At 65.1% G+C, this 16,117-nt stretch carries 12 protein-coding genes; 7 read left to right on the top strand and 5 right to left on the bottom strand.

Annotated features, from left to right (window positions below; genetic code table 11):
• Positions 1 to 100 precede the first annotated feature (100 nt).
• The 5 genes from IFU00_09070 to IFU00_09050 all read left to right on the top strand — a co-directional run bounded on the left by IFU00_09070 (position 101) and on the right by IFU00_09050 (position 7,201).
• Complete coding sequence (locus IFU00_09070) at positions 101 to 1,258, top strand: DUF1624 domain-containing protein (protein ID MBD8542432.1); 1,158 nt, start codon at positions 101 to 103, stop codon at positions 1,256 to 1,258.
• A 146-nt stretch (positions 1,259 to 1,404) separates the two neighbouring features.
• Positions 1,405 to 2,496, top strand: coding sequence for an alpha/beta fold hydrolase (locus tag IFU00_09065; protein ID MBD8542431.1), 1,092 nt, complete (start codon positions 1,405 to 1,407; stop codon positions 2,494 to 2,496).
• A 238-nt stretch (positions 2,497 to 2,734) separates the two neighbouring features.
• Positions 2,735 to 4,141 carry an amino acid permease gene (locus IFU00_09060; protein MBD8542430.1) on the top strand — a complete coding sequence of 469 codons (1,407 nt, stop codon included), beginning with the start codon at positions 2,735 to 2,737 and terminating at the stop codon, positions 4,139 to 4,141.
• A 30-nt stretch (positions 4,142 to 4,171) separates the two neighbouring features.
• Positions 4,172 to 4,762, top strand: a complete 591-nt coding sequence (locus IFU00_09055) for a methyltransferase domain-containing protein (GenBank protein MBD8542429.1) — start codon at positions 4,172 to 4,174, stop codon at positions 4,760 to 4,762.
• A 225-nt stretch (positions 4,763 to 4,987) separates the two neighbouring features.
• Positions 4,988 to 7,201, top strand: a complete 2,214-nt coding sequence (locus IFU00_09050; protein MBD8542428.1) for a TonB-dependent siderophore receptor — start codon at positions 4,988 to 4,990, stop codon at positions 7,199 to 7,201.
• A 54-nt stretch (positions 7,202 to 7,255) separates the two neighbouring features.
• Here IFU00_09050 and IFU00_09045 read toward each other — a convergent pair whose 3' ends face one another.
• Positions 7,256 to 7,735 (bottom strand): hypothetical protein, encoded by a 480-nt coding sequence (locus IFU00_09045; protein ID MBD8542427.1) that lies wholly within the window; start codon positions 7,733 to 7,735, stop codon positions 7,256 to 7,258.
• A 191-nt stretch (positions 7,736 to 7,926) separates the two neighbouring features.
• Between IFU00_09045 and IFU00_09040 the strand changes: the two genes are divergently transcribed.
• Positions 7,927 to 8,994: an SDR family oxidoreductase gene (locus IFU00_09040; protein MBD8542426.1), complete on the top strand. Its 1,068-nt coding sequence runs from the start codon at positions 7,927 to 7,929 to the stop codon at positions 8,992 to 8,994.
• Between the two features lie 52 nt (positions 8,995 to 9,046).
• Here IFU00_09040 and IFU00_09035 read toward each other — a convergent pair whose 3' ends face one another.
• A complete protein-coding gene (locus tag IFU00_09035; protein ID MBD8542425.1) occupies positions 9,047 to 10,669 on the bottom strand; it encodes a chemotaxis protein in 1,623 nt (540 codons plus the stop codon).
• Positions 10,670 to 11,293: 624 nt separating this feature from the next.
• Here IFU00_09035 and IFU00_09030 point away from each other — a divergent pair.
• Positions 11,294 to 12,430, top strand: coding sequence for a PQQ-dependent sugar dehydrogenase (locus IFU00_09030; GenBank protein MBD8542424.1), 1,137 nt, complete (start codon positions 11,294 to 11,296; stop codon positions 12,428 to 12,430).
• A 41-nt stretch (positions 12,431 to 12,471) separates the two neighbouring features.
• Here the strand turns inward: IFU00_09030 and IFU00_09025 are convergent, their stop codons facing one another.
• Genes IFU00_09025 through IFU00_09015 form a run of 3 tightly spaced genes read right to left on the bottom strand, consistent with a single transcriptional unit; the run spans position 12,472 to position 16,038 of the window.
• Positions 12,472 to 13,104, bottom strand: coding sequence for a membrane integrity-associated transporter subunit PqiC (locus tag IFU00_09025; protein ID MBD8542423.1), 633 nt, complete (start codon positions 13,102 to 13,104; stop codon positions 12,472 to 12,474).
• Entirely contained in the window at positions 13,101 to 14,762 is a 1,662-nt protein-coding gene (locus IFU00_09020; GenBank protein MBD8542422.1) for an MCE family protein, read from the bottom strand. The genes IFU00_09025 and IFU00_09020 overlap by 4 nt, the downstream gene beginning before the upstream one ends.
• On the bottom strand, positions 14,755 to 16,038 hold the full coding sequence (locus IFU00_09015; protein ID MBD8542421.1) for a paraquat-inducible protein A: 1,284 nt from the start codon (positions 16,036 to 16,038) through the stop codon (positions 14,755 to 14,757). Before IFU00_09015 ends, IFU00_09020 begins: the two co-directional genes overlap by 8 nt.
• Positions 16,039 to 16,117: the final 79 nt, after the last annotated feature.

Genomic DNA, 16,117 nt, shown 5'->3' with positions numbered 1-16,117 from the left:
TTCAACACCCTGCCGTTTCGCCGTGGAAGATGGCCCGAGTATGCCAGAGGCGTCGCATGCCGGGCGCGGCGCAGGGTAGAATGCCGGGCTTTGCCACTGCATGAACGCCGCCGTGCACAGCCTCCCAGTCAATCCGCCAAGCCAGCGTATCGCGTCGATCGATGTCGTGCGCGGACTCGTCATGCTGATCATGACGCTCGATCACGTCCGCGAAACCTTCTATCTGCAGCACCAGGTCAGCGACCCGATGGATGTCGCGAGCACCGACCCGGCCCTGTTCTTTTCACGCCTTGCCGCGCACTTCTGCGCGCCGATGTTCGTGTTCCTGACCGGCCTGTCGGCCTGGCTGTACGCCAATCCGGCGAGCGGTCCGCGCAGCGCGACGGGGTTTCTGGCCAAACGCGGCGCCTTCCTGATCCTGCTCGAAATCGTCGTCATCAACTTCGCCTGGACCGGCACCTTCACGCCGCAGACCGTGTATCTGCAGGTGATGTGGGCGATCGGCCTGTCGATGCTGGCGCTGGCCCTGCTGCACCGTCTGCCCCTGCTGCTGCTGGCGGCCATCGGCGCGGCGATCGTGGGCGGCCACAATGGGCTGGCTGGCGTGGCGTTCGCGCCGGATACCTGGGCCGCCAGTGCCTGGACGATTCTCGAACAGCGCGGCAACCTGATGTACGACCCGGTGCGGGTGCGCATCAGCTATCCGCTGCTGGCGTGGATCGGCGTGATCCTGCTCGGTTACGCCTGCGGCCCGCTGTATGCGCGTGGGATGCCCGCCGCACAGCGCCGGCGCTGGCTGGTGCTCGCAGGTGCGGCCAGCCTGCTGCTGCTCGCGCTGCTGCGCACCTGGAACCTGTATGGCGAGCCGCTGCCATGGGCGCCGCACGAGACGCTGCTGCGCAGCGCGATGTCGTGGCTGAATTTCACGAAGTACCCGCCATCGCTGGACTTCCTGCTGCTCACGCTCGGCGTGGGCCTGCTGGTGCTGGCCTGGATCGAGCGCATCGACGCTGGATGGGTACGGATCGCGGCCGTGTTCGGTGGCGCGCCGCTGTTCTTCTATATCGCGCACCTGTATCTGTTGCTGGTGGCGCAGCGCGTGGCCGCGTTCGTGCTGGACCTGCCGCGCGTGGATGTCGGGCATGTCTGGCAGGTATGGCTCGGCTCGGTCTTGCTGGCGCTGCTGCTGTACTGGCCAACAAAGCGGTTTGGCCGTTACAAGCGCGAGAGCGGCAAGGCCTGGGTCAAGTACCTGTAGCCACCGGCTGCAATGTCGGCATGGTCATTGCCGTCACGGCCCGGGTGGTAGCGAGCGCAAACCCCATGGCGATTCCTGCACGCCGCGATTGGCGCAGATCGCCAAAGCCGGTAAAGTGCCATGGTCGCCACTTCGATGGGATCGCCATGTACGCCAGCAACTGGACTACCCTGGGGCCGCAGCAGGTACAAGCCCTCAGAAATATGGACCGCAGCCGCCAGGAGCGTGGCCGGCAACTCGAGCAGGCCGGTCACGGCCCGCAGGAAACGCCGTTTTCGGTCATCCTGGCCGAGACAGGCCTGCAACTGCGCCGCTACGAACCTGCCGCCGCCGGCGGGCCGGCCGTTTTGTTGGTGCCGGCGCCGATCAAGCGCGCCTATATCTGGGACCTGGCGCCCGACATCAGCGTCGTGCAGCGCTGGCAGGAGCGCGGCTACCGCGTCTACCTGGCCGAATGGCTGCCGATGCCCGACGGCGACCCGGCCGTTGGCCTGGCCGACTATGGCGACCGCATGCTGTCGAGCTGCCAGCGCGCCATCCAGGCCGATAGCGGAGAAGCCAGCCTGACGTTAGTGGGCCACTCGCTCGGCGGCATTCTCGCCGCGATCTACAGCGCCATGCATCCCGGGCACGTGACGGCCACCGTGCTGCTCGAATCGCCGCTGGGCTTCGGGCATAGGGCCTCGTGCTTCGCGCCGCTGGTCAAGGCCACGCCCGATGCGCGCCAGATTGCCGACACGTTCCGTCACATCCCGGGCGCCTTCCTCAACCTGATGAGTGCGATGGCAGAGCCGCAGGCCTTCGGCTGGGAGCGCGCGACCGACCGCTGGCTGTCGCTGTTCGATCAGAAGGCGCTGGCCACGCACATGCAGGTCGAGCGCTGGAGCCATGACGAATTCCCCCTGCCCGGCAAGCTGTTCGTCGACATCGTCGAGTCGCTGTACCGCAACGATGACTTCATGGGCGGCCGGCTCGTCATCAACGGCCGCACGATCGGCCCGGCCGACCTGCGCTCGCCATTGATCAGCGTCGTCGATTTTCGCAGCAAGGTGATTCCGCCGGCCGCGATGGTGCCATTCCACGAGGCGACCTCGAGCGTGCGCAAGCAGGTGCTGCAATACCATGGCGACATCGGCGTGAATCTGCAGCACGTTGGGGTGCTCGCCGGGCGCAACGCGCATGCGACGCTGTGGCCCACCATCTTCGACTGGCTCGGCGCGCCCGCGTCGAACGGTTGAGCAACGATCAGCGGCGCAGCCTGCGCCGCTGATCCCCTGTTGCCCCCATCCCCGTCAGGCAAGTCCATCCAGGTTGGCGCGCCACGTTCCGCTGGGCAATCGCGCGCCGCCGTCCAGTCGCCGTCGATACCATGATTTGAGGAACAGCGAGTGCGCGGCCGCGTGTCGGCAGCACTGGATACGACCAACCACGCAAGGCGCTCCCTGAGCCGCCGGGCAACTTCCTGACATATCCGCCATGGATGCCATCGAAGCTGAATGCGTTGTTTCATCACGTGCCGGCACCCGTCCCCGGCCGACGATCGGCCTGCGTGAGGCGGTGGCCGTCATCGTCGGCGTGGTCATCGGCGCGGGCATTTTCAAGGCGCCATCCCTTGTCGCCAGTCTCAGCGGCGGCGCCACGCAGATGTTCACGCTGTGGGTGCTGGGCGGCGTCCTGTCGCTGATCGGTGCGCTCTGCTATGCCGAGTTGACGACCACCTACCCGCACGCTGGCGGCGACTACCACTACCTGCAGCGCGCATTCGGCCGCCCGGTTGCCTTTCTGTTTGGCTGGGCCCGCTTCTCCGTCATCACGACCGGCTCGATCGCGCTGCTTGCCTTCGTGTTCGGCGACTACATGCAGCAGGCAGTGCCCCTCACGGTCCTGCCCGGCGACTGGGGCAGCACGGCGTATGCGGTGGCGGTCATCGCCGGCTTGTCGCTGCTGAACCTGCGTGGCATCCGCACCGGCGCCGGCGCCCAGACCCTCCTGACCATCACCGAGATTCTGGGCCTGCTCGTGATCGTCGGCGCGGCCGCCCTGTTTGCCGATCCGGCGCCGGCGCGCAGCGCTGCCGTGGCTTCTGCTGCAGTGCCAGAAGTCGCCGCGCTCGGCATGGCAATGGTCTTCGTGCTGCTGACCTATGGCGGCTGGAACGAGGCCGCCTACATCAGCGCCGAACTGCGCGGTGGCCCGCGCAATATGGTGCTCGCGCTGACCCTGGGCATCGTGGTCATCACCGTCCTGTATCTGCTGGTGACGTGGGCCTACTGGACCGTGCTGGGCCTGGAAGGCATGGCCGCGTCCGAGGCCGTGGCGGCCGATGTCATGAAGACCGTGTTCGGCCCACCCGGCGAGAAGATCATGGCGGTGCTCGTCGCGGTTTCGGCTCTCACCTCGATCAACGCCACGATGATCGTCGGCGCCCGCACCAGTTATGCCGTGGGCCTGGACTGGAACAAGCTCGGAACGCTGGCGACCTGGGATCACGAACGCGGCACGCCGACCGTGGCCATGGCGGTGCAATGCATCGCCGCGCTGGCGCTGGTCGGACTCGGCGCCGCGCTGGGCAGCGGGTTCAAGGCCATGGTCGAATTCACGGCGCCCGTGTTCTGGCTGTTCTTCCTGCTCACCGGCCTGTCGCTGTTCGTGCTGCGCCGGCGCGAGCCGCAGATGCCGCGCCCGTTCAGGGTGCCGCTGTATCCGGTGTTGCCGCTGCTGTTCTGCGCCAGTTGCGCCTACATGCTCTGGTCGAGCCTGTCGTACGTGTACAGCCAGTCGCTCGGCGGCCTGAATGCGGCCTGGATCGGCGTCGCGGTGCTGGCCTGCGGCGCCCTGCTGCTGCTCGTGCTGCGTTCGCGGCACGATCGTCCGGCTACCTGACCAACCCACCTGCCCGAAGGAGATGCTCCGATGACCTCGCACCCTCGCCGTCGTACGATCGTGCTGTCCGCCGCTGCCGCCACCGGCCTGACGATGCTGCCGTTCGGGCGCGCACTGGCCCAGATCACGGCCGCCATGCCCCGCCTCGATGTCCCGTACGTGCCGACGCCACAGGACGTCGTCGACAAGATGCTCGACCTGGCCAGGGTCGGCAAGAACGACACGCTGTTCGACCTTGGCTGCGGCGACGGACGCATCGTCGTGACGGCCGCGAAAGCGCGGGGTGCACGCGGCACCGGCATCGACATCGATCCGGTCCGCATCGCCGAGGCGACCGAAAACGCGAAAAAGGCGGGGGTGTCCGACCGCGCCAAATTTCGTATCGGCGACCTGTTCAAGACGGATTTCTCGACTGCCACTGTCGTAACGCTGTACCTGCTGCCCAACATCAACGCGAAGCTGCGCCCGCAATTGTGGAAGCAACTGAAGATCGGCACGCGCGTGGTCTCGCATGCCTTCGATATGGGCGCCGAATGGCCTGCCGAAAAAACGGTCGAGGTCGATGGCCGCACTATCTATTATTGGACGGTGACCGAGGCGAACAAGCGCGCGGTGGCTTGAACCAGCACGGCCGCTGCGATATCCCGCGCGGTCACCCATCCTTCTCCAGCCTGATGAACAGTCGCCCGGCACCATGCCGGGCGAACTCATTATATTTCCAATTAACAAGTTGACACTCCTAGATGAGAATGGTTATCATTACCATCTTTTGGCGATCTGACCACACCCGTCCACCAAAACGGGATACCGGTCGTATGTACCAACCACGAACAACAGGATAAAAAGATGGATAAGCTGGTCTGCCCTACGGGGCGTCTTCACGTGAAAACACTGACGCTGTGCGTGAGCCTCGCACTTCCGTTCGTTGCCCAGGCCCAGTCAACCGACGCGGGCACCACGTCGATGCCGCAAGTGCAAGTGCAGGCGCAGAAACTGGGCGACGCGGTCGGCTCGTATACGATCGGCCGCACCCGCACCGCCACGCCACTGGACATGTCGCTGCGCGACACACCGCAATCGGTGTCGGTCATCACGCAGCAGCGCATCGAAGACCAGGGCCTGCTCACCATCACCGACGTCGCCAACAACGTCACCGGCGTCTCGGTCAACCAGTACGAAACCCACCGCGCGAGCTTCACGGCCCGTGGTTTCGAAGTCACCAATCTGCAGATCGACAACATCCCGACCACCTGGGACGCCGCCTGGAGCGCGGGCGAAGTGTTGGGCAGCCTGGCCCTGTACGACCGCGTCGAAGTCGTGCGCGGCGCCACCGGCCTGATGACCGGCGCCGGCACGCCATCGGCTGCACTGAACCTGGTGCGCAAGCGCGCCTTCAGCAAGAAGCTGGACGGCACGATCGAGGCTACGGTCGGCCGCTGGGACAAGCGCCGCATCATGGCCGATGTCTCGACGCCTTTGAATGCGTCGGGCAGCATCCGTGGCCGCGCCGTGGCCGAGTACAGCGCCGGCGACAGCTGGGTGCAGTACCTGGAAAACAAGGATCGCACCATCTACGCCACCGTCGAAGCCGACATCGGCCGCGACGGCACCTTCTCGACCGGTTTCTCGCGCCAGAAAATGAACCCGCGCGGCTCGATGTGGGGCGGCCTGCCATACCGCTACAGCGACGGCTCGATCATCGACTGGGACCGTTCGAAGACCACCGGCACCCCGTGGACCGGCTATGAAAACCAGTACGACAATTTCTTCGCCGATTACGAGCACCGCTTTGCCAACGGCTGGAACCTGCGCCTGACCTACACCGATGCCACCCGCGACGGCGACTCGCACCTGCTGTACCTGTCGGGCGTGCCGGATCGCGTGACGGGTTCTGGCCTGGGAGCCTTTGCCGGCTCCTACGTCATCCAGACGAAGCAGAAAGACCTCGGCGTGCACGCCAGCGGCCCCTTCTCGGCCTTCGGACGCCAGCACGAAGCCGCGTTCGGCTACCTGCATGCCAAGACCGATTTCCACTCGAACAACCGCCTGGCCAGCTTCGCGGGTGAACCTGACGGAGCGGCACCAGCAGTCCGTGATTTCAACAACTGGAATCCGGCGTCGTACCCCGCCCCGGTATGGGGCCAGCAGACCCGCTACGAGACCAGCGCAACGAAGCAGCAGGGCCTGTACGGCATGGCGCGCTTCTCGGTCACCAACGATCTCAAGGCAATCATCGGCGCGCGCGTGACCAAATACGAAAAGCAAGGCGGCGGCCAATGGCAAGCCCCGTACTCGCTCAATTACGACAACGAGATCACGCCCTACGCCGGCCTCGTGTTCGACCTGAACGACACCTACTCGCTGTATGCCAGCCACACGAGCATCTTCGAGCCGCAAAACCTGAAGGACCTGGCGGGCAACCTGCTCGACCCGATCGAAGGCAAGGCCAACGAAGCGGGCATCAAGGGCGAGTTCTTCGACCGCCGCGTCAACGCCTCACTGGCCGTGTTCCATCTGAAGCAGGACAACCTGGGCCAGGCCGCCGGCCGCATCGACCGCGATGGTGCGGCCGGCCCGCTGCTCGAAGAAAGCTATTACCGCGCCGCCCAGGGCGCTACCAGCAAGGGGATCGAGCTGGATGTGTCGGGCGAGATCGTCCCGGGCCTGAACGCCAGCATCGGCTACGCGATCTTCCGCGCCAAGGATGCAACGGGCGTCGACTTCAACTCGATCTATCCACGCAAAACGCTGCGCGCATTTGCCAGCTATCGCCTGCCGGGCCAATGGAACAAGCTGACCGTCGGCGGCGGCGTGAACTGGGAAGGCAGCACCTACACGATCGACGGCACGGTTGCCCCGGGAATCGACGGCCGCATGGAACAGGAATCCTACGCGCTGGTCAACCTGATGGCGCGCTACGAGTTCAACAAGCAGCTGTCGGCCCAGCTGAACGTCAACAATGCGACCGACAAGAAAACGTTCGCGATGTTCGCCGCCTACAACCAGTTCACCTACGGCGCACCGCGCAACACATCGCTGACGCTGCGCTACCGCTTCTGATGGTGTGACGCGGTAAAGCCCTCTGTCGCGGGCCTGGCCATGAACCTGACGCCGTCAGCGTGTGGCCATGGCCCCGACCGCATTGAGCCAGGCGCAATGTTCCGAGGCGGCGAACCCTTTCAGGAAAGCGCGCCGCACCGAGCCCGCCGCGATGCAGGCCGAGACCTGCTTCGAATGGCGCTCGGCCCCGCTCAACTTGCGCACCCAGCCGCGAAACGGGATCAACCCCTCCGCCGTGCGCCGCAGCGCGCCCACCGCCTGGTCCTGAACCAGCGACGAGGCGCGGCGCATCAGGGACGGATCGGCAGGCGACACCGGCGCATCGAGGTCGGCGCCGAGCACCTCATCGAGCTCGCGGATTTCCAGCGAAATCGCCACGCAGTTCTGGCTGGCCGGCACCTCGTACGGATGTTCCCGGGCGGCCAGCAAAATGGCTGGAATATCCTCTTGCGCGACGTTCAGGTCGGTCAGTGGCACGGTCGCTGCCGTCCCGATCCGGTCTGCGGCCGACGACGCGCAACCGGCCAGCACCATCAGCACGATCGGCACGACCAGCGTGGGAATGGCGGCGAACGTGCAGGGTAAGCACCTACGATACGTGGTCATGGCTGGACTATTTCTGAGAGGAAAGGAAGTCAACTCTACCGAGTACGGCGCAGCCCGCCAGTACGCACATCAATCGTGCGCAGTAAAATGGACGACAATTGTCAAATCAGGAGCCACACATGAAACGAACTGCACTCGTCGTTGGTGTTACCGGTATTGGCGGCAACCACGCCGCCCGTGAACTGCTGGCGCAAGGCTGGGATGTCGTTGGCCTGTCGCGCCGTGCACCGCGCGATCTGCCGCAGGTGCGCCACATCGCCGCCGACCTGCTCGACCCTGCTGCGCTCGGCGCTGCATTAAAGGACGTCGCCCCGACCCACGTCTTCATCACGACCTGGATGCGCCAGGATACCGAAGCCGAGAATATCCGCGTCAACGCTGCGCTCGTGCGCAACCTGCTGGACGCGTTGTCGTCGCACAAGAGCGTGCGCCACGTCGCGCTGGTCACGGGCCTGAAGCATTACCTGGGGCCGTTCGAAGCGTACGCCAGTTCGGGCACGCTGCCCGACACGCCGCTGCGCGAATCGCAGCCGCGCCTGCCGCTCGAGAATTTCTATTACGCGCAGGAAGACGAGGTCTATGCCGCGGCCGAGCGCGACCGCTTCACCTGGACCATCCACCGGCCGCACACCGTCATCGGCCTGGCCGTTGGCAATGCGATGAACCTGGGCACCACGCTGGCCGTGTATGCGACGATCTGCAAGGAGACGGGCCGCCCGTTCCAGTTCCCCGGGTCAAAGGCGCAGTGGGATGGCATGTCGGACGTGACCGATGCCCGGATGCTGGCCAAGCAGCTGGTCTGGGCCGCCGATACCGACGCGTCGCGCAACGAGCCCTTCAATATCGTCAATGGCGACGTGTTCCGCTGGAGCTGGTTGTGGCCAAAGCTGGCCGCGTTCTTCGGCGTCGAGGCGGCCGGTTTCAATGGCACGGTGCAGCCACTCGAAGCGGCGATGGCAAACGATGCGCCGCTGTGGCGTGACATCGCGGCGCGCCATGGCCTGGTGGAAGCCGATCTGGACCGCCTGGCCTCGGCCTGGCATACCGACCTCGATCTGGGCCGGCCGCTTGAAGTCATGACGGACATGAGCAACAGCCGTCGCCTTGGCTTCACGGCCTATCAGGCGACCGACGCGTCGTTCTTCGACCTGTTTGAACGCCTGCGCGCAGAACGTCTGATCCCATAATGAACCAGGCAGGTGCGGCCCGTCCTGTCACGGCCGCGCCCTGAAGCCATGTTCAAGCGACAGCGGCAAGACGCAGCGGCGCAGCCGCAAGCGCGGGCCGCTCTTGCCGGCCTGTTTCGCCACCGGCGCCCGATAGCCGGAACTGGCCTACCAGGCTGGCCAGGGTCGATGCCTGCGCCTGCAGTTCCTGCGACGCGGCTGAGGCTTCTTCAACAAGCGCGGTGTTCTGCTGGGTCATGCCATCCATTTCGCCGATCGCATTGCTCACTTCGCCCAGGCCCACGCTTTGCTCGGCGCTGGCAAGCGTGATGTCGCCCATGATTTCGGTCACGCGTTGCACGCTCTCCATCAGGGTCTGCATGGTGCTGCCTGCGCGCTGGACCAGTTCAGAACCCGTGTCCACTTTACCGACCGAGTCTTCGATCAGCACCTTGATTTCCTTGGCAGCGCTGGCCGAACGCTGCGCCAGGTTGCGTACTTCGCTGGCTACGACGGCAAACCCGCGCCCTTGCTCGCCTGCGCGCGCTGCTTCCACCGCGGCGTTGAGCGCCAGGATGTTCGTCTGGAAGGCGATACCGTCGATGACCGAAATGATGTCGACGATGCGCTTGGATGACGCATTGATCGACGCCATCGTGTCCGTCACCTGAAGCATGACGGCGCCGCCCTCCTGCGAGACCGACGACGCAGACTGCGCGAACGTGTTGGCCTGCTGTGCATTGTTCGCGTTTTGCTGGACGGTCGTGGTCAGCTCTTCCATGGCAGATGCAATGCGTTCCAGTGAAGACGCCTGTACCTCGGTGCGTGAGGCCAGATCGCAGCTGCCCTCGGCAATTTCGGACGAGGCACTCGCAATCGCATCGGTCCCATGGCGCACCTTGCCGACGATCGACGCGAGACTGTCGCGCATGGTTTTTACCGAGAACAGCAGGCTCGTGCTGTCGCCGCTGCGAACATCGACGTTCGTGGCGAGGTCGCCCGAGGCAATCAGGTTGGCAATCTGGGCGGTATAAGCAGGCTCGCCCCCCAGCTGTTTGAGCAGCAGGCGCTTGATGGCGGTCGATATCACGACGCTGAACACGAACGCGGTCAGAGTCAGACCGATCACCCAGTTACGAGCGGCAGCTTCAGCCTGTTCGGCCGATGCGTCGGCGTCAGACACCTCGCGCTCGGCGTTGGCGACCAGTACCGCGATGTCCTTCACGATCTGCTGTCGTAGCGGGCTGCACTCCTCGACCAGGAATTGTCCAAATGCTTCCATCTGGCCCGCTTCACGGAACTTGCGTGGTTTTTCCAGTGCAGCGGCCATCGTCAGCAATCCTGCACGCACCTTGTCGAACTGGGAGTCGCCGGCAAACGCCGGCGACATGCCCTCGAGCGCGGCGAGATATACTTTCTTTTGCTGGTCGACCAGGTCGAGTTCGTTCCTGGCCTGCGCGTCGCTGGTGAAGACGTAGGCATTGCGCGCCGCCAGCCCGGTCTGCGCCAGTGCTTCGCGGGCGATGTACAGTGGCTTGAGGTGCGCCTGATTGACGCGATGCAGCTTCTGCGTTGCAGTGTGAATGGCCGTCAAACCGAAAATGGAAAATGCACCAAGTAGCAGCATCAGCGCGGTGACCAGACCGAATCCCAGCATGAGTTGGGTGCCGATTCTCAGGTTCTTGAATGCGTTCATTTTTGCCTCGGAAGGGTTTCTGCTGGTTGATGTCGACGGTGCGATCGCCATGTGCACTGAAGCCGGATGCGGATTGACTGACAACGACAGAACGACGTTGCCGCGCTACACGGGTTTATCAGGGCATGGAACGCAGCAGGTCGACCCGGTATGTTCTTGACAGGGCGTCATGGGCGAAGCGGTGCCAGTCCACCTGGCAGGGTCACCTCACCACTGCGTCATTACAGGCTTCAGTGTAAGCAAAATTTCTCCGCAGAATGCCATGCGCTGCACATAAAGAATGGATCGTTGCCATGAAACAACATGTATGTCGACCGTATCGCATGGCGTCATCTCGTATCTTCAATGGCGCCAATGCAGGCTGATGTCATTGCCATCGAGAGACGCACATAGCACCTTGTCATTTTTCCCAACGCAGCGGTCGAGCGCCGACCGTGGGCCGCCCGCCCAGGGCGCAGAACGATTCGGCCGCGACCAGCGCAGCGTCTGCAATGGGCGTTTTGCTCTACACTTCCTGTCGCCCCCTTGCACCTACGGCGCCGGCGCGTATTTCGCGCGCGTCGGCGACGGGCGTGCACCGCCTCGACAACCTGGCATCAATCCGCGAATGGAGATCTGGAAAACATGAATTCAAGCGTGCTCGGCCTTGCCACCACTTTCTCGCTCACCCTGCTCGCGTTCGCCGCCGCCCCCGCGACCGCAAACGCGCAGGCCAGCGCAACCGCCCCCGGCGGCCTGCCTTTCGAGGTCAAGGCAGTCGGCACATTCAACAGCCCTTGGGCCATGGCATTTCTGCCTGACGGCAACGTGCTGGTCACGCAGAAGGAAGGGACGATGATCCTGTTCGATCCTGCCACCGGTACTAGGCGGACCGTATCAGGCACGCCCACCGTCAGCAGCAAGGGCCAGGGCGCGCTGATGGACATCGTGCCCGCTCCCGATTTCGCGGCCAGCAAAATGCTCTACTTTAGCTACTCTGAAGCGGGTAGCGGCGCCGACACCCGGGTGATGCTCGCCACGGCGACACTGGATCAGGCGGGCGGCGCACTCAAGAATACCAAGGTCATTTTCCGCGGCCAGGATGCGTCGACGGGCGGGCACTATTCGGGCCGTATTGGCTTCTCGCCGGATGGCAAGTACCTGTTCTTTACCAGTGGCGACCGCCAGCTGTTCGACCCGGCGCAAGACCCCAAGTCGACGCTCGGCAAGGTGCTGCGCCTGAACCTCGACGGCACGCCGGCGGCTGGCAACCCGCTCGCGGCGAAGGGGTTCAACCCGGCCGTCTGGTCGTATGGTCACCGCAATCTTCTGGGCGTGGCCTTTGACAAGCAGGGGCGCTTGTGGGAAATGGAGATGGGGCCGCGCCATGGCGACGAGATCAATCTGATCAAGCCAGGCCTTAACTATGGCTGGCCGAAAGCGTCGAACGGCAGTCACTATGACGGCCGGGACATTCCTGACCACAAGCCTGGCGACGGCTTCGAAGCCCCGAAAGTGTCCTGGGATCCGGCCATCTCACCAGGGGGCCTTGCCTACTACGACGCGGACCTGTTCCCGAAGTGGAAAAATTCCCTCTTCATCACCGGCCTCTCGGGCAAGTCGCTGGACCGCATCGCCCTCGACGGCGAGAACGCGAAGAAGGTAGACCATTGGGACATGGGCGAACGCATCCGCGCCGTTCGCACCGGGCCGGACGGCGCAGTATGGCTGCTGGAGGACGGTCCGCGCGGCAAGCTCCTGATGCTGACACCGAAGAAGTAAGCCCGCAGCCACTGCGTGACGCGGGCCTGCCCGCTGTTGCGCTATGGGTTGTTCACGCAGGCCAGCGTGCCGCCGGCAACCTGGCTGCGCACGCCGGCCGAGATCGCCGCAGCCAGCTTGGCCAACGCAGCGCGATGCCCGGCCACCAGTGCCTCGTAACCCGGCCCCACGTTTTCCTGGAACACGCTGCGGCACGTCTGCACCGAGCCGCCATCGACCTTGCGCACGTTCCAGACCGCGTCGATCAGGGCATAGCTGCCCTCCTTTGATTCGAAACGCTGGACGTTCGCACCGATACGGTACAGCGTGCTGCCGGCCGGCGCCGGGTTGCGGTACACATCCACACCACCCAGATTGGCCGCAATCCCCAGCGACAGCCCGGTGGTAATTTCATCGGCCAGCGGACCGGCCCAGCGATGGTGCTCCATCAGCTCGATCTTGCCGGCCTCGCCCGCCACCATCAGTTGCGGACGGCGCACCTGCGCGGGAATCGTCACCGGGCGCATCTCGAAGAACAGCGGCGCGCTGGCCGCCGCCGGCGGCACGACCGTGGCTGCGCCGCCGCTGAGGGTATAGAACTGGTCGGTTGGCGTGCTCGAGCAGCCTGCCAGCAGCAGCGGGGCTGCCAGCGCCGCGCCTGTCAGTGCGCGGCGCGCCTGGATAAACAGCGTCATTCTTTTTTCTCCTGAGGTTTGCCGCGAATGAGCGACTGCGGATTTCGTTCGAGGTAATCGGCCAGCGCATCGATCTTGGCCATCGTGTCGGTCACCGACTGCAGCGCCTTGCGCAGGTCGGACTGCAGCGGCGCATCCTGCGCCAGCACGCTTTCGGCGCTGGCGAACGTGGCCTTGGCGGCATTGAGCGTCTGCTGCATCTCAGGCAGCACTTTCCCATCGATCCGTGCCAGTGTGGCGTTGGCCTGCACCAGCGTGCGGTTCAGGTTCACGCCGATCTCGTCGAACGGGATCTTGTCGAGTTTGCCCGCGATGCGCGAGATCTGGCTTTGCAGCTCGTCGAGCTGGCCTGGCACCGTCGGCAAGACCAGCATGTCGCCCTGCGCCGCGATCGTCGCCTTGCGGGCATTCGGGAAGAAGTCCAGCGCGATGTACAGCTGGCCGGTCAGCAGGTTGCCGTTGCGCAGCTGCGCGCGCAGGCCGCGGCCCACCATCGCGGTCAAGGCACGCTGGCCGCCGTCTTCGCGTTCCATCGCCGCCATGAAGCCCTTGCCGAGACGTCCCGGATACAGGTCGACCGTAATCGGCATGGTGAATTTCTGGCGCTCGCGATCGAATTCGATGCCGACCGCGCGCACTTCGCCCAGCGCCACGCCGCGGAAATCGACGACGGCGCCCGGCGACAGGCCGCGCAGCGACTGGTCGAAGTACACCACGGCCGTCACCGCCGGACCGTCCGGCGGGCGCAGCGCGGCACTGCGGTCTTCGGACAGCACGAAGCGGGTGCCGGCCGGCGCCGGCGTCACCGGCTTGCGGTCGTCGGCCGATTCGAACGCGATGCCGCCGGTGGCCAGAGCCGCCAGCGACTGGGTATTGAGTTTCAGGCCGCTCGCATCAAGGCGCAAATCGACGCCGCTGGCATGCCACCAGCGCGAATCCGGGCCCACCAGGCCGATGTAGGGCTGTTCGACGAACACCGACATGTCGATACCGTGCCCGGCCTTGTCCAGCGCCACCGATGCCACCTGCCCCACGCGCACGCGCTTGAAGTAGACCGGTGAACCAGGCGCCACCGAACCGAGCGTCTCGGCATGCAGCTTGTATTCGCGGCCCTTCAGGCCAATCGGAATCGGCGGCGCTGTTTCCAGGCCGGTGAAGCTGTTGGTCGTGTCTTCCTTGACCCCGGGCGCCGCGCCGATGTAGGGGCCGGACAGCAGCGTGCCCAGGCCCGAGACACCGCTGGCGCCGATTTGCGGCTTCACGACCCAGAAGCGCGAGTCGATGGCGGTGAAGCGGTCGGCCTCCTTGGCCATCTCGATCTTGGCCACGACGCGGTTGCCGTCTTCGCCGAGCGTGACCGAGACGACGCGGCCGATGTCGACGTCCTTGTACTTGACCTTGGTCTGCCCGGCTTCGAGCCCTTCGCCACTGGAGAAATACACGTAGACGGTCGCGCCCTTGTTGGTCACCCAGCTGACCACCTGCCAGGCACCGATCAGCGCAGCGAGCACGGGAATCATCCAGATCAGCGACGGCAGCCAGCGGCTCGGGCGATCAACGGCGGGCGAAGCCGCCAGCGGCGCCGATGGCCCCACGGGTGGTCCGGGCGGGGTTGGCGGCGGTGTGCCCGGTGGTGTTGCGCTGTCCTGTTCAGACATGTGGTTCTCCGTTCGATTCAATAGGGTCCCAGATCAGGCGCGGGTCGAACTGGTGGGACGCGACCATTGTCACGATCACCACGCAGCCAAACGCAATCGCGCCCGGTCCGGCCGTGATCACCACCAGCGCATCGAAGCGCACCAGCGCGACGGTCAGGGCAACCACGAAAATATCCAGCATCGACCAGCGGCCGACGAATTCGATGGCGCGATACGCGCGTGTGCGCGCCATCGGCGCCGTGCGCGAGCGCGCCTGGGCAGTCGCGTTGAGCCATGCCAGCGCAGCGAGTTTTGACACCGGCACCACGATGCTGGCCACGAAGATGATGATGGCCAGGCCCTTGGAGCCGGTGTTCCAGAACAGCACGACGCCGCTCATGATCGTGTCGCCTTCCGTACCCCCGATCGAGCGGGTGTACATCACGGGCAGCATATTGGCGGGAATATACAGCAGCGTGGCAGCCAGCAGCATGGCCCAGGTCCAGCCGACGCTGTGGGGAATCCGGCGGTGCAGCGCCGCGCTGCAGCGGGCGCAGCGGTCGGTGCCGTCGCGCGACGGACACGTGTGGTTCACCAGGCCGCAGGCGCTGCACGAGACCAGCACCGAATCGGCTTCGGGAATCGTGGTGGTCTGGCGCGCCGGGTCGGATTTGCGCAGCGGCGCGAGACGGTCGGCCAGCGCCCACAGCGCTTTCGGTTCGTAGCGCATGACGAGCGCGCACAGGATCGTGAGTATGCCAAAGGCGAACAGGGCCGGATGTGGCTCCACGCGCGCCAGGCTGGTCATCTTGATCACGGTGATCAGGATGCCGATCATCAGCACTTCGGTCATGGCCCAGTGACGCGCGCCCTGCACCGTGCGCAGCACGAGGTTGAAACCGGGCACGCGCACGCCCCGGGTCAGGCCGAGCGCCACGTAGAACAGGGAAGCGAGTTCGATGCCGGGAAAGATGATGGCGCAGAAAAAGACCATGGCCGCGATGACCTGGTCTCCCGCCCCCCACAGCACCGCCACCGCCTGGTACAGCGTGGCACCCGAGAGCATGCCACCCATCTCGAGCGTGACGATCGGGAACCACTGCGCCAGCAGGAACACCAGGACGGCGCCCAGCGTCAGGGCGGCCAGCACCTCGGCCTGGCGCGCCGGGCTGCCCTTGTGCCAGCGGTACAACTCGTGCTGGCAGCGGGTGCAGCTGGCGCGCTCGCAGGCGGCCAGCGGCCGCCAGTGATACAGGCTGCCACAGTCATGACACGCGACCAGTTGATCCGTTTTCACCCACTCCCCTTACACCAGTGCTTTCACACTAGGTATTATGACCGAGAGCAACTGAACGTGCAGTTCAAACGTGAGCGCA

The sequence above is a fragment of the Oxalobacteraceae sp. CFBP 8761 genome, from assembly GCA_014841595.1.
In the GTDB taxonomy this organism is placed as follows: domain Bacteria; phylum Pseudomonadota; class Gammaproteobacteria; order Burkholderiales; family Burkholderiaceae_D; genus Telluria.
The sequence above is the reverse complement of the archived record's forward strand: the minus strand, read 5'-3'. Positions and strand labels throughout refer to the sequence as shown.